At 70.6% G+C, this 19,938-nt stretch carries 15 protein-coding genes; 7 read left to right on the forward strand and 8 right to left on the reverse strand.

What is annotated here, in order from left to right:
- The first annotated feature begins 233 nt into the window (after positions 1-233).
- Positions 234-896, forward strand: a complete 663-nt coding sequence (locus PWG71_RS11105) for a TetR/AcrR family transcriptional regulator (protein WP_274809589.1) — start codon at positions 234-236, stop codon at positions 894-896.
- Between the two features lie 542 nt (positions 897-1,438).
- On the opposite strand, the gene PWG71_RS11110 is transcribed toward PWG71_RS11105, so the two are convergent.
- The 6 genes from PWG71_RS11110 to PWG71_RS11135 all read right to left on the reverse strand — a co-directional run bounded on the left by PWG71_RS11110 (position 1,439) and on the right by PWG71_RS11135 (position 10,989).
- The gene (locus tag PWG71_RS11110) at positions 1,439-2,218 is read right to left on the reverse strand and encodes an SDR family NAD(P)-dependent oxidoreductase (protein ID WP_274809590.1); all 780 of its coding nucleotides are present in this window, start codon (positions 2,216-2,218) and stop codon (positions 1,439-1,441) included.
- Positions 2,219-2,289: 71 nt separating this feature from the next.
- The gene (locus PWG71_RS11115; RefSeq protein WP_274809591.1) at positions 2,290-3,057 is read right to left on the reverse strand and encodes an SDR family NAD(P)-dependent oxidoreductase; all 768 of its coding nucleotides are present in this window, start codon (positions 3,055-3,057) and stop codon (positions 2,290-2,292) included.
- A gap of 39 nt (positions 3,058-3,096) precedes the next feature.
- Entirely contained in the window at positions 3,097-4,854 is a 1,758-nt protein-coding gene (locus PWG71_RS11120) for a family 43 glycosylhydrolase (RefSeq protein WP_274809592.1), read from the reverse strand.
- Positions 4,851-7,109 carry a beta-glucosidase family protein gene (locus PWG71_RS11125; protein ID WP_274809593.1) on the reverse strand — a complete coding sequence of 753 codons (2,259 nt, stop codon included), beginning with the start codon at positions 7,107-7,109 and terminating at the stop codon, positions 4,851-4,853. The genes PWG71_RS11120 and PWG71_RS11125 overlap by 4 nt, the downstream gene beginning before the upstream one ends.
- 36 nt (positions 7,110-7,145) lie before the next feature.
- Positions 7,146-8,456, reverse strand: a complete 1,311-nt coding sequence (locus PWG71_RS11130; RefSeq protein ID WP_274809594.1) for an MFS transporter — start codon at positions 8,454-8,456, stop codon at positions 7,146-7,148.
- Positions 8,457-8,508: 52 nt separating this feature from the next.
- Positions 8,509-10,989 carry a glycoside hydrolase family 2 TIM barrel-domain containing protein gene (locus PWG71_RS11135; RefSeq protein WP_274809595.1) on the reverse strand — a complete coding sequence of 827 codons (2,481 nt, stop codon included), beginning with the start codon at positions 10,987-10,989 and terminating at the stop codon, positions 8,509-8,511.
- A gap of 214 nt (positions 10,990-11,203) precedes the next feature.
- Here PWG71_RS11135 and PWG71_RS11140 point away from each other — a divergent pair, with 214 nt between their 5' ends.
- The 3 genes from PWG71_RS11140 (at position 11,204) to PWG71_RS11150 (ending at position 13,482) form a co-directional block, all read left to right on the forward strand.
- Positions 11,204-12,160, forward strand: coding sequence for a LacI family DNA-binding transcriptional regulator (locus tag PWG71_RS11140; protein ID WP_274809596.1), 957 nt, complete (start codon positions 11,204-11,206; stop codon positions 12,158-12,160).
- 114 nt (positions 12,161-12,274) lie between these two features.
- Positions 12,275-12,625: a chorismate mutase gene (locus PWG71_RS11145; RefSeq protein ID WP_274809597.1), complete on the forward strand. Its 351-nt coding sequence runs from the start codon at positions 12,275-12,277 to the stop codon at positions 12,623-12,625.
- A gap of 281 nt (positions 12,626-12,906) precedes the next feature.
- The gene (locus tag PWG71_RS11150; protein ID WP_274809598.1) at positions 12,907-13,482 is read left to right on the forward strand and encodes a snapalysin family zinc-dependent metalloprotease; all 576 of its coding nucleotides are present in this window, start codon (positions 12,907-12,909) and stop codon (positions 13,480-13,482) included.
- Between the two features lie 156 nt (positions 13,483-13,638).
- On the opposite strand, the gene PWG71_RS11155 is transcribed toward PWG71_RS11150, so the two are convergent.
- Positions 13,639-14,628, reverse strand: coding sequence for a LacI family DNA-binding transcriptional regulator (locus PWG71_RS11155; RefSeq protein ID WP_274809599.1), 990 nt, complete (start codon positions 14,626-14,628; stop codon positions 13,639-13,641).
- A gap of 134 nt (positions 14,629-14,762) precedes the next feature.
- A complete protein-coding gene (locus tag PWG71_RS11160) occupies positions 14,763-16,109 on the reverse strand; it encodes a hypothetical protein (RefSeq protein WP_274809600.1) in 1,347 nt (448 codons plus the stop codon).
- Positions 16,110-16,478: 369 nt separating this feature from the next.
- Here PWG71_RS11160 and PWG71_RS11165 point away from each other — a divergent pair, with 369 nt between their 5' ends.
- The 3 genes from PWG71_RS11165 (at position 16,479) to PWG71_RS11175 (ending at position 19,803) form a co-directional block, all read left to right on the forward strand.
- Complete coding sequence (locus tag PWG71_RS11165) at positions 16,479-17,819, forward strand: ABC transporter substrate-binding protein (protein WP_274809601.1); 1,341 nt, start codon at positions 16,479-16,481, stop codon at positions 17,817-17,819.
- A gap of 140 nt (positions 17,820-17,959) precedes the next feature.
- Positions 17,960-18,901 (forward strand): carbohydrate ABC transporter permease, encoded by a 942-nt coding sequence (locus PWG71_RS11170; protein ID WP_274809602.1) that lies wholly within the window; start codon positions 17,960-17,962, stop codon positions 18,899-18,901.
- Positions 18,898-19,803, forward strand: a complete 906-nt coding sequence (locus PWG71_RS11175) for a carbohydrate ABC transporter permease (protein ID WP_274809603.1) — start codon at positions 18,898-18,900, stop codon at positions 19,801-19,803. Before PWG71_RS11170 ends, PWG71_RS11175 begins: the two co-directional genes overlap by 4 nt.
- The last annotated feature ends 135 nt before the right edge of the window (positions 19,804-19,938 follow it).

Below are 19,938 nucleotides of genomic sequence, written 5' to 3' on the forward strand. Positions count from 1 at the left end.
TGCCCGGCCACCGTGGGTCCGGCCCCCCGGGGACGTCTCCGACCGGTCGGTGACGTCGGAACGTCCCGGATCGGGGTCGTCGGGGAGAGCACCCTCGAAGCGGGCTCCTCCGGGAGCCCGTTTCACCGTCCGATCGTCGAGGCGCGCGACCCGGCGCGTCCGATCGCTGAATTCGTCACGGCTGAGGATGGCGTCTAGAGTGAGCGTGGCCGACCGAGGAGAGGTGAAGGGGCATGGCGGGGCGAACCGGTGACACACCGAACCGCCTGGACCGGCGCAAGGCGCGTACCCGCACCGCGCTCGTCAGGGCGGCCCAGGCGTTCATCGCGGCGGGAAGGTCGAACGTCCCGATCCTGGAGATCACCCAGGCCGCCGACGTCGGGATGGGCTCGTTCTACAACCACTTCGACAGCAAGGACCAGCTCTACGAGGCGGCGGTCGAGGCCGCCCTGGACGCCCACGGCTCCCTCCTCGACGAGCTGACCACGGACCTGGACGACCCCGCGCACGTGTTCGCGCAGAGTTTCCGCCTGACCGGGCGCCTGCACCGCCGGACACCCGAACTCAGCAAGGTCCTTCTGAACAACGGGCTGTCCCTGGTCGGGTCGGACAAGGGCCTCGCCCCCCGGGTCCGCCGCGACATCGACGCCGCGGTCCGGGCCGGCCGCTTCAGCGTGCACGATCCCGAACTCGCCCTGGTGACCGTGGCCGGTGCGGCGCTCTGCCTCGGCCGGCTGCTGCACGACCACCCCGAACGCGACGACGCGGAAGCCGCCGACCACGTCACCGAGGACCTGCTCCGCATGCTCGGTCTGCCCGCGGACGAGGCCCACGAGATCTGCCGACGCCCGTTGCCCGACCTCGACGGCCTCGCGCGCCCGGACTCCGCCGCCTGAGTCCTCGGCCATGACGCCGCGGCGCCTTCCCGTGGGCGCGAGCCCGCGGCGGGTCCCTGAGCACGTGCGCACCGCCGCTCGACGCCCGCGGCCGTCGGCTCCGGGCGCACGGGCGTGACCGCCCTCCCGACCCGGATCGAGCGCTCCGCCTCCACCGGGCCCGGGGTCGGCCACGCCCGTGCGGGTCCCCTGATCCGCACGGAGCGCGCCCCCGGCCACCGGACGATGGCGGAGTCCCACCGCCCGCCGGCCCGGCGCACTCCCGTGATCCCGCGCGGGAGAGCCGCGCACCCGATCCCGCTCCGACCGACCGTCGTCTCCCGGGGCGGGTCCGTGCCGGCGGCCGGGGCCGCGGACCCGCGCGCGGTCCACGGCCCCGGCTTCGAGGCGAGCCCCGAGAGCGCGGCGGGGGACGCCCGCCCGGCGTCCGTCGTGTGCCCGCCGAGTCCGCGTCGTCGGGTCCACACGGTGGCGGCACGGCCGTCGCCCCGAACGATGACGGCCGTGCCCGGGTCCTCAGGTGGTGCGCGAAGGACCGCTGCTCAGGCGTTGATCAGTCCGCCCCCGTCGGCGTGGATGTTCTGCCCGGTGATCCAGCGGCTGTCGTCCGACGCGAGGAACACGGCCACCGGCGCGACGTCCTCGTAGGGATCACCAGCGCGCCCGAACGGGTTGTTCACGAAGCTCTTCTCGATGTGTTCGCGCGTCGCGGGCTCCATCCAGTCGATCCCGCCGGAGATGTTGTCGGTCATGCCGTTCGGGCACAGCGTGTTGACGCGGATGTTGTACTTCCCCCACTCTCTGGCCACGACGCGCGACAACCCGCGGACGGCCTCCTTCGACGCCGCGTACGGGGCGTAGAACGCGTCGCCCATCACGGCGGCCTCCGAGGCGAAGTTGATGATGGACGCGCCGGCGCCCGGCCGGTCGCGCAGGAACGGGAAGCACAGCTTCATGAGGTGCCAGTACGCGTACACGGAACTGCGCATCTCCAGATCGAGATCCTCGATGGGCTTCTCCAGGAACGGGGCCGGGACGGTGATCGTGTGCGCGTTGTTGACGAGCACGTCGATCGTGCCGAACCGGTCGGCGGTCGCGGCCACGAACGCGGACAGCGCGTCGTAGTCCATGATGTCGACCGTCATGGCCAGTACCTCGGCACCGTGCTCTTCGCAGATCTTCGCGGTTTCCGCGAGCCTGCTCTCGGTCCTGGCGCAGATCGCGAGGTTGGCGCCCTCGGCCGCCATCCTGATCGCCTGCTGTTTGCCCAGGCCCGAGGAGGCGCCGGTGAGCAGTACGACTTTTCCGTCCAGCTTTCCCATGGTCTTCTTCCTGTTGTTCGGAGAGGGTGATGGCGGCGGCCCCTCGGTTCCGGACGGCCGCCGGGAGCGGTTCAGGCGCGCATCGTGGTACCGCCGTCGACGCAGAGGATCTGCCCGGTCGTCCACGCGGCGAGGTCGGAGAGCAGGAAGGCCACGGTGGCGCCGACGTCCTCCGGTCGGCCGTGGCGCGACGCCGGCGTGGCCGCGAGGATCGAGTCGCGGAACCCTTCGGGCAGGTTGAGCTCGGTCTGCCGGGTCATGACCAGGCCGGGGGCGACACCGTTGCACCGGACGCCCTCCTTGCCGTGACGACGGGCGACGTGGCGGGTGAGCGCCCCGATCGCGGCCTTGGTCGCCGAGTAGGCGACCTTGTCGGGCATGCCGGCGTAGACCGCGCCGGACAGGGTGTTGACCACGGATCCGCCGCCGCCGGCGATCAGATGGGGCAGCGCGTGCTTGAGCGTGAGCAGGTAGCCGGTGAGGTTGACGTCCAGGGAGCGCTGCCACGCGGCCAGGTCGATGCCGACGGCGTCGGTGTCCCGAGCGACCGAGTCGGGGTGGATGTCGGCGGCGACGTTGAACAGGCCGTCGATGCGGCCGTACGTGCTGATCGCGAGGTCGATCTGCCGCTTGACCTGGTTCTCGTCGGCGATGTCGGTCACCGTGGCGATGCCGTCACCGCCGGCGTCCCTGGCGGCCCGGACGGTGGCTTCGGCCGACGTGTCGACGACGTCGCCGACGACGATCCGAGCACCTCCGGCCCCGAGGAACGTCGCGGTGGCGGCGGCGATCCCGCCGGCGCCGGCGAAGACGATGACCTTGTCGCGCAGGCCTTCCATGCGTGGTCTTCCTTTCGTTGCGGGTGGGTCGGCGCGGGGTCAGGTGATCTTCACGACGGGCCCCGCGGTGATGCCGTTCTCGTTGAACGAGTCGACGGCGACCCAGTAGTCGGACCCCGCGTTCAGGGTCCGGAGGTCGAGGTCGTTCTGCTCGTAGAGCAGCCAGCTGTGGTAGAGCTTGTCCGGCGCGATCCCGTAGCGGACGTTGTAGCCGTGGGCGGTCTCGCAGGGGTCCCACTCGATCCGTGCCGTGCGCCCGTCGACGCGCTCGGCGCGCGCGGCGGCGGCAGCGGGTGCCGCTCCGTCACCCGTACCGAAGACCCGGAGCCCGCTGATCGAGAAGGGACCGTCGAAGGGCGTTCGGCCCGCCGTCACCCGGACGAACCGGGCGCGCCGCGCGGGTTCGAGCACCACGAGCGCGTGCGGGGCGTCTTCGCCCGAACCCCGGTTGTCCGAGACCGTGTGCCACCGCTCACCGTCCGAGGAGACCTCGATGAGCATCTCGGTCGGTTGGGGGTCGGGGTGGATCGCCCGCCAGGCGCCGGCGGCCTCCGCGCCGTCGGTCCTCTCCGGCGCGTGCGCTGCCAGGTCGTGATCGGCGAGGTTGAGCTGGATCGCCGTGATGGTGCGCTCCTCGCCGAGGTCGGTCCGGAGCCATTCCCCCGGCTGCGTCGTGCCGGCGGCCCACCAGGTGCGGATGTCCTCGTTGACCGCGAGTTCGGGCCCATGTCCTTCGGCGGAGGAGGAGGCGGTCGTCTCGGCGCGGAAGGACTGCAGCATCCACCCGGCGAAGGTCCCGGTCCATGGATCGACCCGCCGGTCCGGCACGATCGTCGGGTAGTCCCCGAAGTTCTGGTTGCAGAAGAGGACTCCGTCGGCGTCGAACCCGGCGGGGAACAGCCCGACGCGCCGTTCGAACTCGTGGTGGACCGAGACGCGCATGGTCGAGGCGTGCCACCAGTTGCCGTGCTCGTCCTGGAAGGTGCTGCCGTGGCCGGCGCCGGTGACGAAGCCGCCGGGCTTCGAGGAGAACGGGCTGTTCGGCCCGTACTCGAACGGCCCGAGCGGCGAAGGAGCGGTGTAGTAGCCGTCCGCGTAGGTGTTCCACTCCGTGCCCGGTGCGGCGTACTGCAGGTAGTAGGTCTCGCCGTGCCGGGTCATCCAGGCACCTTCGACGAAGGGGGCGTCGCCGAGGTAGTCGGCGATCATCTTCGCCAGTTCCGTGGTGGGTTCGGTCTTGACGTGGTTCTCGCCGATCTGTTCCCAGCCGTGGTGTTCGGGGTCACCGCCGAAGAGGGGGACCGGTTCGCCGATCCGGTCCATGGTGTCCGGGTCGACCCGGACACCGGTGATGGGTTCCTTGTTCGAGCAGCCCCAGTAGAAGTAGACGGCGCCGTCGTCGTCCTGGAACAGGTGCGGGTCCCAGAAGGGGAAGCCCGGGTTCACCAGGGTGAAATCGTCGGCCAGGGGATCTTCGCTGCGGAAGAACGGACTGTCGGTCTGCCGGGACGCCGAGACGTAGAGCGCACCGTTGATCTCACGGACGTCGGGGGCGTAGTCGAGCGCCGGCAGCCTCTCGCTGCCCCGGTACTCCCAGGTGAGCAGATCCGTCGAGTGCCAGAAGCCGGCGGCCATCGACACGAAGAGGTAGAACCGGTCCCGGTAGCGGATCACCGACGGATCCGCTCCCTCGCGGTGCACGGTGCGGCCCCCGGACCTGGGGCGCAGGTCCTGGTAGCGGTAGGAGAGGTTCATCGGGTTGCAGATGAACGCCCCCTCGCGGGATTCGGACGTCATGAGTGCGTGCCTTCCTGTTGGTCGGTGGAAGTGGGAGAAGCGCCCAGGAGCGACAGGAGCCAGTCGCCGTCGATGGCGCCGCCGGTCAGGTTGAGGATCTGGTTCATCGGCATCGAGGCCACCGTGCGCATCTCGTCGCCGTCGTCGTCGAGGTCGGATCCGCTCCGCGCCATGAGCGAGCCGATCCGGGCCCGGAGCGGGGGACCCGCCGCGGGATGCGCGAGCCACTCGCCGACGTTCGCCTGGAGCGACAGTGGCGCTTCGACACCGTCACCTTCGAGGTGGACGGCCTGTTCGTGGAGCACGGTGGCGGCGTTCTCGCCGACCTGGACGACGTAGGTCCCCTCCGGAACGACCCATCGGGCGAGGGGGACGTCCCAGTACGCGAACGCCCGCCGGTCCAGTTCGAGCCGGACCCGGGTCGCCCGCCCGGGTTCGACGCGCACCTTGGTGAAGGCCGCGAGCGCGCGCTCCGGGCGCCGGACGGGGCCGGCCTGCGTGGAGACGTACACCTGCACCACGTACTTACCGGCGCGGACCCCGGTGTTCGTCACCGTGACCTCCACCGAGGCCTCGGCCGGGCCGTCGACCCGGACCCGCATGTCGGACACGTCGTATTCGGTGTAGCCGAGGCCGTGACCGAAGGGGTAGCGGACGGGGGCGTCGATCGTCTCGTAGTGCCGGTACCCGACCATGACGCCTTCGGAGTAGCGGACGTGGCCCTGCTCTCCGGGGAACGACAGATAGGTCGGGGTGTCCTGTAGGCGGTGGGGGATGGTCTCCGCGAGCCTCCCCGAGGGGTCGGCCTCGCCGAAGAGGAGGTCGGCGATCGCCGCACCGCCGCCCTGGCCGAGGAGGAAGCCCTCCAGGATCGCGTCGACGTCGTCGTGCCATTCCTCCAGCGAGACCACGCCGCCGTTGGCCAGCACGACCACGGTCCGGGCGGCGACCGCCGCGACCTCCTTGATCAACCGCACCTGCGACGGCGGCAATTCGATGCGTTCCCGGTCGAAGCCCTCGGATTCCTCGGCCTCGGGGTTGCCCGCGAAGACGACGACCACCTCGGCCTCGCCGGCGGCGCGCACCGCCGCTTCGCGCAGCGCCGCGCCGTCCTCGTCCCGGGTGTCGAATCCCCGCGCGTAGGTGACGCGGGTCCCCCGCGTGGCGGCGTGCGCTTCGATGAACTCCAGCGGGACGTCCACGCGCGTCGCGTTCACGTGGGAGCTGCCGCCGCCCTGGTAGCGCGGTGCGGTCGCGAACTCTCCGACCACCAGCACGGACGCCGGCCGGTCGAGGGGTAGCACGCCACGCGCGTTCTTGAGCAGGACCGCGCATTCGGCCGCGAGTTCGCGGGCCAGCGCGTGGTGCGCGTCCAGGTCCGGAGCGGCGGCCTCGTGCCGGGCCGCCTCGACGAGGGCGAGCACCCGCTCCACCGCCCGGTCCACCGCCGACTCCTCGACACGACCGGCCGTCACGGCGTCGACGAGGGCCTGCGTCGCGTACTCTCCCGGGCCGGGCATCGACAGGTCCAGTCCGGCGCTGAGGGCGGTGGGGCGGGCGCGCACGGCGCCCCAGTCGGAGATCACCGCGCCCGTGTACCCCCATTCGCCGCGCAGCACATCCGTGAGCAGCCGGCGGTTCTCCGACGCGGGGACCCCGTTGACCCGGTTGTAGGAGCACATGACCGTGGCCGGTCCGGCCTCGGTGACGACGCGTTCGAAGGCCGACAGGTGGATCTCGCGCAGCGTGCGTTCGTCGACGTCCGCGCTGATCACCATGCGGTCGGTCTCCTGGTCGTTGGCCGCGAAGTGCTTCACCGAGGCCCCGACCCCGCCGGCCTGCAACGCCTTCACGTACGCCGTCGCCAGCCTCCCGGACAGCAGGGGGTCCTCCGAGTAGTACTCGAAGTTGCGTCCGCCCAGGGGTGAGCGCTTGATGTTCACCCCCGGGCCGAGCAGGATGTCGACCCCCAGGGCCCGGGCCTCCTTCGCGAGGGCCGCACCGATCTTCGCGGCCACGTCCTCGTCCCAGCTCGAACCGACCGCGACCGCGGGCGGGAAGCACGTCGCCGGTTCGCTGTGCTCCAGGCCGAGGTGGTCGGTGCCGTGCTTCTGGCGTCGGACCCCGTGCGGTCCGTCGGAGAGCACGATCGCGTCGATGCCCGCCTCGGGGACGGCCGTGGTGGACCAGAAACCTCCGCCGGTCAGCAGCGATGCCTTTTGCCGGAGGGACAGGGTGTTCGGGTCGGCTTTCACGATGGGTTTCCTTCTGTACCGGACGGTGTGCGCGGGTCAGCGGACGGATCTGACCCGCAGGACGACGAGGCCGCCCAGCAGGGCGAAGCAGGCGGCGACGATGTAGAGCAGCATGTAGTTCTTGTCGCCTCCCTCGATGACGCCGACGGTGAGGAAGGCGGGCGCCACGACGGGGGCGAGCGACTGCGCGATGGAGTTCGCGAGTCCGGTGATGCCGACGAACCGGCCGGCGTCGGTGTCCTTCTCCGGCATCACGTCCAGCATCAGCGCGTGGTCGACGGCCGAGAAGATCCCGAGGCCGAAGTTGGTGATGACCAATCCGGTGAGCAGGACCGGGAGACCCGTGGAGAAGGCCATGGTCAGGGCGCCGATCGCGAATATCACCCCGGAACCGAGGACGAACGGCTTGCGCCGGAGCAGCTTGTCGGAGAGGAACCCGCTGCCGAGGGCGCCGAGCATGACCGCGATGACGCCCAGGAGGCCGGCGAGTGCGATGGTCGCCCCGATCTCGGTCACGTCCAGACGCAGGCGCTGCGCGAGCAGGAAGGCGGTGAAGGTGGAGCTGAGGGTCAGGCCGAAGTAGAACAGGAAGCGGGCGAGCCAGTTCCAGGAGAAGTCGGGATACCGACGGGGGTCGAACGCGAACTTCGACAGCAGGAGCCTGAGGTCCAACGCCTGCTCGAACGTGCGCCCCCTGCTGTCCTCCTCCGGCACGATGACGCAGAACAGCAGCACCAGGATCACGCCGATGACCGCCGGGACCATGAACAGGAGGACGGAGTTCGTGGCGAGGGCGCCGCCCAGAATCGAGCCGCAGACCGGAGCCGCCATGGTGACGAAGCCGACGAGGCCGCTGACTCTGCCGCGCTGTGATTCCGGCAGCCGGTCGGCCTGCGAGTTCGTGATGTTGCCGATGACCGTGTTCCAGCCCAGCGTCGCGATGATCCAGCCCACTCCGACGACGAGGATGTCGGGCGCGACGGCGATGACGAACAGCCCCGTCGAGCCGAGGACGGAGCCGGCGATGAGCCAGGGGCGTCGTCGACCGAGACGGGTGCGGGTGCGGTCGCTGAGGATTCCGACGACCGGGCTCGAAACGAGGGAGATCGCGGCCGCCGTCCCGATCACGTACCCGAGGTACTCCTCGTTGGCCGGTGCGAGTTCCTTGACGCGGATGGCCAGCGAGATCGCGATGGGCGTGACCAGTGCGACGTAGGTGCCGAACAGCGCGATCAGAAGGAACCAGATGTAGCGGGGACCCACTTCGGGCAGATCGTCGCCGGGTGTGCCGGCGGCGATCGGTTCGGGGCCGGTGTCGGGTATGGGGGGATTTTCAGCCTTGCTCATGAGGACCTCCTTCGTCCCGGGAAAACTGTGGGATCGTTCCGTCCGGCCGGGGTCAGGGAACGAGCGCGTCGCGCTCGACGGCCTCCACGGCGCCCGCACGCAGTGCGAGCCGGGCCGTTCCGCAGCCGTCGGCGTGGACGGTGACGGTGATGTCGCCGGCCCCGGTGGGGCGGATCACGGCCAGGGCGCGACCGTCGAAGGTCCGCCTGCTCGGCCCGGAAAAGGTCTCCTCCGTCGCCGGATCGGCGCTGCCGAGCGCCTGGAGGACCGCGGGGCCGTCCACGGTGACGGTCACCGGGCGGTCCCGACCCGGGTGCGCGTTGCCGGCGCCGTCGGTGAGGACGATGTCGACGAACGCGAGGTCGCCGCTGTCCGCGCGCAGATCCGAACGGTCCGCCCGGACGTCGAGCGCGAGGGCCTCTCCTGCGGTGACCAGCCCGAAGCGTCCCTGTTCGCGTCCGCCCGTGTAGGCGACCGCGACCAGTTCTCCCGGCGCGTAGGACAGCTCGAAGTCGGCGCGGAACCCATGGTCGGGTCCGGCGGGCCGCCGACCGACCGTCGTCCCGTCGAGCAGCAGTTCGACCTCGTCGGCGTCGCTGTACACCTCGACGTGGACCGGCTTCCCCTCGAATCCCTCCCACGTCCAGGAGCCGATGGCGTCGCTCCAGGACCACGGGGTGGCCAGGACCGTGCGCCCGTGGTGCCGGGGGCGCCGCACGGCGATGTACGGCGTCGACCGGAGACCGAACACGATCTCCCGGTAATACGACACGGGGCGACGCTGACCGGTGATGTCGATGTCGCCGCACCACGCCGTGAGCCACGGATAGGGCTGGGCGACCGACGCCGTCCGCTCATCCGAGTCGCCGTAGCCGACGGATCCGAGACCCGCCTCCCCCAGGTAGTCCCAGCCCGTCCAGGTGAAGTCACCGATCACATGGTCGTTGGCCAGGACGAGCGACCAGTTCTGCGCGGCGCGGACGGGGAAGGTCTCGGTACCGACGATCACCCGGCCGGGGAACAGCTCCCGGTCGAGCTCGTAGCGGCCGTCACCGTAGTTCATGCCCGCCACGTCGAGGACCGAGAAGGACTCCTCGGTGCGCCCGGTGACCTCCTCCGAGGCCGAGACCTGGTTCATCATCACCGCGGCCTGGGTCATCATGCCGTTGACCCCGCCCCCGCCGGCCGGCGGCTCCGCGGAGGTCGCCTGCCGTGCGCCGGCCAGGACCACGTCGAGCACCGACACGAACCCGTTGACGCCGTTGGTGATGAGGCGGGTGTCGTCGAGGGACCGGACCTTCTCGGCGATCCTGCGGCTCCACACACCGCCGAACGGGGTGCCGGTCTCCGGGATCTCGTTCCCGATCGAGTAGAGGATCACGCTCGGGTGGTTGAAGTCCTTCGCCACGAGGGCCTCCACGTCCCGCTCCCACCACTCGGCGAAATCGCCGGCGTAGTCGAAGTCGGTCTTGCCGGAGGTCCAGACGTCGAAGGTCTCGTCCATGACCAGCATGCCGAGCCGGTCGCACGCCCTGAGCAGCGCGGAACCGACCGGGTTGTGGGAACTCCTGATCGCGTTGAAACCCGCCGCCTTCAGCGACTCGACCCGGCGTTCCTCGGCCCGTTCGATGGCCGCCGCGCCGAGAGGGCCGTTGTCGTGGTGCAGGCACGCGCCACGGAGCTTGACCGTGCGGCCGTTGATCCGCAGGCCCTTGCGGGGGTCGACCTGCACGCGGCGGACGCCGAACTCGACGGTGTGCTCGTCGAGCACGCGGTCCCCGTCCCTGAGCAGGAGCCGGGCCGTGTACAGGGACGGGGTGTCCACGTCCCACAGCGCCGGATCCTCGACGTACAGTCTGTGCCGGACGATCGCTCGCTCACCGGGCGGCACGGTGACCGGGGAGCGGTCGCGTGCCACCTCCGCCCGACCCTCGTCGTCCACCGCGGAGGCCAGCACGGCGGTCGTGGTCACGGCACCGGTGTTCACCACTTCGGCCACGATCTCGACGACCGCCCGGTCGGGCTCGATGTCGGGGGTGCTGATCCGTACACCGTCGACGGCGATGTGGACCGGTTCCTTGACGATCAGGCGCACGTCCCGGTAGATGCCCGCGCCCGTGTACCAGCGGCCGTCCAGGTGCGCCCGGCACTCGACACGGATCTCGTTGACCCCGCCGAAGCGGAGGAAGGGGTCGATCCGCACCGTGAAGCGGGAGTATCCGAAGGCGTGCTGTCCCGCCAGGGCGCCGTTGACGTAGACCATCGCGCCCCGGTAGACCCCGTCGAACTCCAGGAAGAAGCACCGGCCTCGATCGGACTCCTCGACCAGGAGGTCCTTCCGGTATTCGAACGCGCCACCGGGAAAGTACCCGGCGGCGGCGCCACCGGGCGCGTCCGCCCGCCTCGGAGTGCCGATCAGCGCGTCGTGCGGGAGCGTCACCGTCGTCCAGTCCTCGCGCACGCCGCCGAGCTCCGCGAAGGCGCTGACCTTCCTGCGGTGGGCCCAACCGTCGTTGAAGGCGGTGATCGTCATGGAGGACTCCCGGTGCGTCGGTGTGACGGAGGTAACGCGCGTCAACACCTAATCAGGCGTAGGTGACGCGCGTCAATAGTTGGTTACGTGCAAGTTGACGCGCGTCAATAGTTGATTACATCCACGGTGACGCGCGTGAATAGATGGTCACGCCGAGTCGACACGCGACAGTCCGCGCTAGAGTGGGGCGGCAGACAGGAGGCACGAAGGCTCGATGATCGCAACCAGTCAGGATGTCGCCGACCGGGTCGGCGTCTCACGGTCCACCGTCAGCCAGATCCTGAACGGCCGCGGTGAGCACTTCTCGGCCCGGACCCGGGAGCGGGTGCACCGGGCGGTCGCCGAACTCGGCTACGAACCGTCCGCCGCCGGACGCACCCTGGCCAAGGGATCGAGCGACATCGTCATCGCGCTCATCCCCGACACCACCTTCGGGGGGAACCTCCAGGACATCTACGGCGCCCTCACCGACGAGTTGTCACGGCGCGGGCTCATCCTGGTGCTGCGCCTGGCGACCCACACCTCGACGGCGCTGGACCGCCTCCTCATCGGCATGAAACCCCGGGCGATCCTGTCGCTCACCCCGTTCTCCGACGAGGACGCACGGCTCCTTGAGCGCCGAGGCGTCAAGGCGATCGACCCGGGAAGGACGTCGCGCCCGGACGCCAACGCCGAGATCGGCACCCTCCAGGCCCGCCACCTGATCGAACGCGGCTACCGACGCCTCGCCTACGCCCATCTGCGCGACGCGCGCGCCGACCCCTTCGGCGGCCCCCGCGAACGCGCGTTCGTCGCCGAATGCCACGCCCACGGCGTCGACGGGCCCCGGACCCTCGCGCTCGGGATCACCGCCGAGGACGCGTCCGCCGCACTGGACGAACTCGGCGAACCGGGCTTCGCCGTCGGCTGCTACAACGACGACGTCGCGACCGCGCTGCTGCACGCGGCGTCCCTGCGGAAATGGCGGGTGCCCCGGGACCTGGCACTGATCGGCATGGACCACACACCGTTGTCCCGCCTCACCACTCCCCCGCTCACGACGATGGAGTACGACACTTCCGCGGTCACCGAGGAGACCATCCGAACGCTCCTCTTCCACCTGGACGAGACGGAGACCGGACGGGATCGCACCGAGGTGCGTTTCCAGCTGATCGAGGGCGGGACCGCCTGATCACGCGGCCGGGACGCGACCGCGACCCGACCCGGCCGTGAGGTCGCACCCTCCGCGTCCGGCCCCGGGGATCCGCGGACGACGACGTCGAGAAAGCGGCGAACCAGCGTGTCGATGCTCCGAGCCATCCGCGGGGCCGTAGGGGTCTCCGATGACACCCGTCCGGCCATCCGGGACGCGACCGCGCGCCTCGTCCGACGGGTCATGGAGCGCAACCGGCTCGCTCCGGCCGATGTGGAGTGCGTGTGGTTCACCATGACACCGGATCTGACGGCCGACGTACCGCCTCTCGTCCTCCGGGAGGAAGGGATCCTCGACGTACCGGCCCTGTGCGCCGCCGACCCCGTGTGGGAGGGCGCCCCACAGCGCACCATCCGGGTGATGGCCCTCGCCCGTATCGGCGATGACCTCCCTGTGGACCACGTCTATCCGGAGGGGGCGGGCAGGGACCGTCCGCGCCGGTGAGCACGCCGGTGTGCCCCTTCCCGGAGCCCGATCGAGGGCATCGGTTCGAGAAGTTCCCTCGGAGTGTTCCGTGCCGGGTGTGATGGAGGTGGTGGCATGTACCGGCTTCGGTGAGGATGGCGTCGGTCATCGCGGCGCGGGGGCGGGTCGGTGTCGGCCGGTGCGTGGCGTCGCAATCGGGCGCTCTGCACACCTTGTGGTGATACATCACTACACATAGCATCATGCCGACCCCACAGGGTCACAAAAAACATCAGCACCCTCACCCCCGGGGAGACCCCATGCTGAGACGCTTCCTCACCCACCTCCTGATCGCGCTGAGCGCGCTGGCACTGACGCTGGCGGGCGCCGCACCGGCCACCGCGGAACCCGCGGAGCGGTCCCAGCCGCTGCGCCAGACCGTTCTGTACTACGACGCCCGTCAGGCCGCGGAGTACACCTCCGCCGTCTCCTCGGCCGTGCGGATATGGAACTCCAGCGTCACCAACGTCCGACTGGAGCCGGCCCCCGCCGGCCGACGCGCCGAGATCCGCGTCATCGCCGACAACGGCTGGCCGCGCGCCCACCTGGGCCCGGTGCGGCCGGGCGGGCAGGTCACCGTCTGGATGGGCCGCGAGGGCACCGCCGCGGGCTACGACGCGGTGCGCATCGCCGCGCACGAACTCGGTCACAGCCTGGGCCTGCCCGACGTCAAGCCCGGCCCGTGCTCGTCGCTGATGTCGGGCTCCACCGGCGGCGTGAACTGCGTCAACCGCCACCCGAACGCCTCCGAGCGCGCACGGGTCGAGGCCAACTACGGCAGCGGCGTGGCCGGCCGGAGCGCCACCGACGGACGGCTCCTGGTCGACCGCCTCTGAGCGGGCGCACCGGCTCCCGGCCCGACGGCCTTCGGCGCCGGCCCGCGTCGGCGGGCCGGCGCCGGGGGTGTCACGACGGCCCGGTCCCGACCCGTGCCGGTGTCCCACTCCGCCCCACCGTGACCGTGCGGTCGCCCCCGCCGGGCTTCGGAGCGGTCACCCCGTCCGAACGGGACGGGTGCTGCCGCGGACCACCAACCGGGTGGGCAGCACCGTGGTCGGCGGTGGGTCCCCCCCGGATTCGAGGAGATCGAGCAGGATCCGGGCGATGAGGTTCCCCTGCTCGGCCACGGGCTGCTCGACGGTCGTCAGTTCGAGGACGTCGGCGAGTTCGTGGTTGTCGAAACCGACCACCGAGATGTCCTCGGGCACGCGCAGACCGCTGTGGCGGATGGCCCGCAGTGCCCCGAAGGCCATCTCGTCCGACTGCGCGAAGACGGCGGTGGGGCGCGTGGCACCGCTGAGAAGGGCGCTCATGGCGCGCTCACCGCCCGCCACCGTGTAGTCCCCGACGGCCTCCAGCTCGGGGCGGTATCCGATGCCCGCCTCGGCCAGGACGTCGCGGTAGGCGCGGGCGCGGTCGCGCGGAGTGGTGAAACTGTGCGTCACCGGTCCGCCTCCGCTGATGTGCGCGATGTCGCGGTGACCCAGCATGGTCAGGTGTCGCACGGCGCCGGTGGCCCCCGCCACGTCGTCGATGCGCACGCACGCGAAGCCGTCCGCCATCGTGCCCACCAGCCCCAGAGGCACGTCCAGTCCGGACAGGGCGGCCACCTGTTCCTCCGTGAGCGGCATGCTCAGCACGGCCACGGCGTCCACCCGGCGCCGCAGCGGCATCGCGTCGAAGAAGCGGTCCCGACTGGTCGCGTCGGCGAGGTTGTACAGCAGGAGGTCGAAGCCCCTCGCCCGGAGGACCTCCTCGACGCCGAAGATGACCTGCCCGAAGAACCACCGGTTCACGTAGGGCGCCACCACACCGATGGTGTGGGTGCGCCCGCTCGCCAGCCGGGAGGCGCTCGGTGTGATGGTGTAGTCCAGTTCGCGCGCGATGCGCACGATGCGCAGGCGCGTGCCCTCCGCCACGCTGGGCAGGCCGCGAAGGGCACGCGACACCGTCGCCGTGGAGACACCGGCCCGGTTCGCCACATCCGAAAGACTCGCTCCCACTGCTCTTCCTCTCGATCAGCGCCGACCGGCGCTGGCCGGCGCCGTGAGCCGAGCGGAACCCCCCGCGCCCACGCGGCCCGGGACCGCGTCGCGCCGAGCGGGACGCGCGACCGTCACGGCGGGTCTCCGGCGGACTCGTCGGCGCGCAACGCGACCGACACGTCGTCGCGGTCCCGGTAGGGGTCCTCCACCTGCCGCACGGTCACGGGGAGGGAGCGGTGGTCGACGGTGCGGGCCCGGCAGACGCCCGGCGTGCGCTCGTAGGATACGGCACAGGCCACGAAGACGCCGTCGGCGTACAGCTCCAGGTACTCGCCGAACAGCAGTGCGCGCAGGTTCCGTACGGGGCGTTCCAACGCGGTCTCCCGCACGGGGCCGGCCGCTCCGCACCGCACCCGCAGTCCGCCGGGCGTCACGTCCACGGTGAACCCCGACTCCTCGCCCCGGAGCACGACCCTCGCGGGCCCGCCGTCCACGGCGACGTCCACGACCGCGTTCCACACCGGGGCGCCGGGGCCGGACGGGGGGCGCAGGTACGTCTCGGCCCCCCGCCACCAGCCGAGCCGGGGACGGCCGTCCGGGGCGATCTCCAGGACCTTGGGCTGGGCGAGCATGCCCCGGCACGGTGCGCCGTCGTCGTCCAGGCGGGTCCGGCGCTGGACGGTGTGCAGCAGGAGCCGCTCGCCCCCGGGACCGTCCACGAGACGAGGGGCGTAGGGGCCGGGCGGGGTGAGCGGCCCGAGCCGTTCCCACTCCCCGTCCAGCCGGTCGGCCCGCCACACCTCGATGTGGTGGGAGGAGCCGATGGAGCCGAACAGCAGCCATCCTCCCGGGACGCGTTCGAGGACCGGGCACTCCAACTCGTCGACGTCCCCGGGGACGAGCAGGGGAGGCCGCACGGTCCACCGGTGCAGGTCGTCGGAGACCGCCAGCCCCACGCAGCCGGAGTGTTCGACGGGGCCGTGCGCGGTCCGCGCGCACACGAGCATGGCGTAGCGGGACCCGAACAGCCCGCCCTCCGGCTCGACGATCCACGGATCCCGCCAGGCCTCCTGCTCACCGGTCCGGTACCACCGTTCGTCCGGACCTACGACCACCCCGGGAACGCGCCGCCATCCCGAGGCGTCGTCGCTTCGGGTCCGCGCCAGGCCCACGGCCTGCCGTTCGTGCCCGTCATCGTGCACTCCCGTGTAGGCCATCGTCCAACCGGCCCCGTGGCGCAGCGGGTGCATCGTCCACACGGCGGTGTCGTCGAACCCCCCGGGCGGGCCCACGCCGAAGGCCGGGGCGAGCGGTTCCCAGCGGACCAGGTCGTGGGAGGCCGCCCGCCCGTAAGAGGTCTCCAGCAGACTGACGGCGGGGCGCTCGGTCCAGGGGGCCTGGAGGTGCAGGAGGACGTAGGGCGGTCCTTCGACGACCGCGAAGTCGTTGAGGCAGGCCCCCGGGGGTGCGTAACGCATGGTCGCTCGGTCCTCTCGGTGATCGGCGTAGGGGCCGCGTGGTCCTGCCACTGAGCGTGGAGGCTTCGCGAGAGAGAAGATTTTCTGCAATCGCTTACATGCTACCAATCGCACAAGAGACCCCGGCGCGTCAACACAAAGCAGCAGCTCAAAGAGTTCTTATTGTCGCTTCGTGTCCACTCGCACTCACTCCGTGGACATGTTGTAACGGAATGGCAACGAGTCAATGTAAGCGATTGCATTCCTGTTTCGCGTGGCTAGCGTTGGGTGGCACAGCTCACAGGGCACCGCCTGTCCAGCACGCGACCCCCGGACGGCACCGCCGTCGAACGCGGCCGACATGTCGGGTGCCCGTCGAAGGAGACGACCGTGCGATCCAAGCGAACCGAACCACAGGGCGCCCTGCGCGCCGCAGCCGCACTGGCGGCCCCGCTCCTCCTCCTCACCGGATGCGGCGCCGGCGGAGGGACCGCAGGGGCGGGTGACGGCGAGGGCACTCTCACGATCTGGGCCCACCAGGGACAGGACCGGGAGGTCGTCGCCCTCCAGAACGCCGTGGACGCCTTCGGCGACCTCAACCCCGACATCACGGTGGAGCTCACGCTCATCCCCGAGGCCGACTACACGACCACCCTCACCACGTCGAGCCCCGACGAACTGCCCGACGTGATCGAGTTCGACGGCCCCACCATGGCCAGCCTGGTCTACAACGGCAAGCTCTCGCCGATCGACGACTTCGTGTCAGAGGAGACCCGCGCCAACGCCACCGACTCGATCCTCGCCCAGGGCACGCTCGACGGGTCCCTCTACGGCCTGGGCGTGTTCGACTCCGGGCTCGGTGTCTACGGCAACGCGGCCCTCTTGGACGAGGCCGGGATCTCCTACCCCGAAGGGATCGAGGACGCCTGGACGGCGGAGGAGTTCACCGCCGCGCTGGCGGACCTGGCCGTCGAGGACGAGGACGGCCGTGTCCTGGACGTCAAGCAGAACTACGGTTTCGGATCCGGTAGCGAGTGGACGACCTACGCCTTCTCCCCCGTGGTCTGGTCGGCGGGCGGCTCGCTGATCGAGGATGACAGCGCCGACGGCGCCCTCAACACCCCCGCCGCCGTCGAGGCGCTGAGCCTGGTCCAGGAATGGGCCGCCTACACCGACGCCAACACCGACGACAACGCCTTCGTCTCCGGGGACGTCGCGCTGTCCCTCGTGGGGCACTGGGAGTACCCCAACTACGTCGAGGCCCTGGGTGAGGACCTCGTCGTGCTCCCCCTCCCCGACTTCGGCAACGGCGTCAAGACCGGCCAGGGCTCCTGGGCCTGGGGCGTCTCCAGCGCCTCCGGCAACGGTTCCGCCGCCGGAGCGTTCATCGACTTCCTGATGACGGACGAGCAGGTCGCCGCACTGACGGCGGCCAACGGTGCGCCTCCCGGCACCGTCACCGCCACCGAGGCCAGCGACCTGTACGGGCCGGGCGGAGATCTCGAACTGTTCGCCGACCAGTTGGCGGCGACCTGTGGAAGGGGAGCGATCACCGCCGACTGCGTGTCCGTGCCCCGGCCGGTGACCGCCGGCTACCCGGTCATCACCCGCCAGTTCGCCGAGGCCTTCGCCACCATCTGGGACGGGGGCGACGTCTCCGGGGCGCTCGACGGGGCGGTCCGCGCGATCGACACCGACTTCGCCGACAACGACTCCTTCACCATCCCGTAGCCGCCCCGGACCCGAACGTCCGGGTTCCGCGCCGCGCCGTCCGCCCGGAACCGCGCCCGTCGACGGGCGCGGTTCCGGTGCGGCACCCGACCTCCACCAGAGACGGTCCCCCGAAAATCCCGCGATTCCAAGGATCCTCCATGACCGCTCCCCCTCCGCCGGGTTCTCCCAGAACACGCCCGAAGGCACGACGTGAGGAATGGGCGGGGCCGCTGATGGCCCTGCCCGCCATCGCCGGGCTGGTGCTGTTCGTGGCGTTGCCCTTCGCGATGGCCATCGGGCTGTCACTGTTCAACGTGCGGCTCGACTCCTTCCGACCACCCGAGTTCTTCGCCCTGGAGCAGTACCGGCGCATCCTCGTCTCATCGGAGTTCAGCGGCGACTTCTACCGGGCGCTGGGCAACAACGTCCTGTTCGCCGCGGTCATCGTGCCCGTCCAGGTCACCGCGGCCCTGGGCCTCGCGCTCCTGCTCAACCGTCCACTGCGCGGCATGCCGGTGTTCCGGACGTTCTTCTTCATGCCGGTCGTCTTCCCGATGGCCCTGATCGCGACGGTCTGGCGGCTCATCTTCGATCCCGGTCCGGACGGCATGCTCAACTCCGTGCTCGGGCTCGCGACCTTCGGTCTGTTCTCCCCGCACGACTGGCTCGGAGAGGCGAGCACCGCCATGCCGTCGATCATGCTGCTGTCCCTGTGGCAGGGGGTCGGCCTCCAGATGGTCATCATCCTCGCCGGGCTCCAAGGGATCCCCGGACAGCTCTACGAGGCGGCCGAGGTCGACGGGGCGGGACGCTGGCAGAGGTTCCGTGCGGTCACCCTGCCGGGGCTGCGCAACACCCTCGTCTTCGTCGCCCTGGTCACCACCATCCTGTCGTTCCGCCTGTTCGACCAGGTGTACATCCTGACCCGCGGAGGCCCGGACGGAGCCACCAGCACGGTGATGCACCTGGCGGTGACCACCGCCTTCGCGGAGAGCAACGTCGGCCGCGCCGCGGCCATGACGGTCGTGCTCTTCGTCGTCGTCCTCTGCCTCACCCTGCTCCAGCGCCGACTCGTCACCCAGGAACGGGAGATCTCATGACCGTGCTCGCCGACCGGCCGACCGTGTCCGGACGGACGCGGGTCTCGCACCCCGGACCGGGGCGCCGGCTCCGTCCGCTCGTGCGGAGCGGACTCGACCACCTCTTGATGGGCACGGTGACGCTGCTCTTCGCCTCGCCGATCCTGTACATGTTCATCGGCAGCCTCAAACCCGACGACCAGGTCCTCGACGGTCTGTCCGGCTTCGTCCCCAGGGACCTGTCCCTGGACAACTACGCCGATGTGTTCGCCACGTTCGACGATCCGAGCACCGGGTTCTTCCTGAACTTCTTCGGCACGTCGGTGATCGTCACCGGCGTCGTCGTCCTGGGTGGCCTGGTGGTGAACTCCATGGCCGCCTACGCCCTGGCGCGGCTCCGCTGGCGGGGACGCGACGCCGTCCTCATCCTGGTCCTGGCGCTGCTCGTACTCCCCTTCGAGGCCATCGCGGTGCCCTTGTTCTACCTGCTCAACGATTTCCGCAACACCATGGCGGTGCAGTCCGTTCCGCTGATCGCCAACGCCTTCTCCATCTTCCTCTTCTACTCCTTCTTCCTGAAGCTCCCGAAGGAGATCGAGGAGGCCGGGCGTCTGGACGGCGCCGGACCGTGGAGGATCTTCGTGCGGATCATCGTCCCCATGAGCAAACCCGTCTTCGCGACCGTCGCCATCCTGTCCTTCCTCACGCAATGGGGCATGTTCCTGTGGCCGGTGCTCATGGTCAGCGATCCGTCCGTGCGCCCGCTTCCCCTGGCCATCAGCGTCTACCAGGGACAACCCCCTTTCGCCTGGGGGGACATCATGGCTTTCGGGGTGATGATGGTCCTGCCCATGCTCCTCGTGTTCCTCGTCTTCCAGCGCTGGTTCGTGCGCAGTGTGGCCTCCACCGGCCTCAAGGGCTGACCGCGTCGACGGTCCCGTCTGCCGGGAGCGGGTCCATGTGCCGGGCGTGGGCGCTCGGACCGTCCGCTCCATTGCCGCCCGTCCGTCCCGCTGAGCGCCCCGCCTGATCGGCCCACCGCCTGAGGACGCCACCTG

The organism is Nocardiopsis sp. N85 (assembly GCF_028882275.1).
Taxonomy (GTDB): domain Bacteria; phylum Actinomycetota; class Actinomycetes; order Streptosporangiales; family Streptosporangiaceae; genus Nocardiopsis; species Nocardiopsis lambiniae.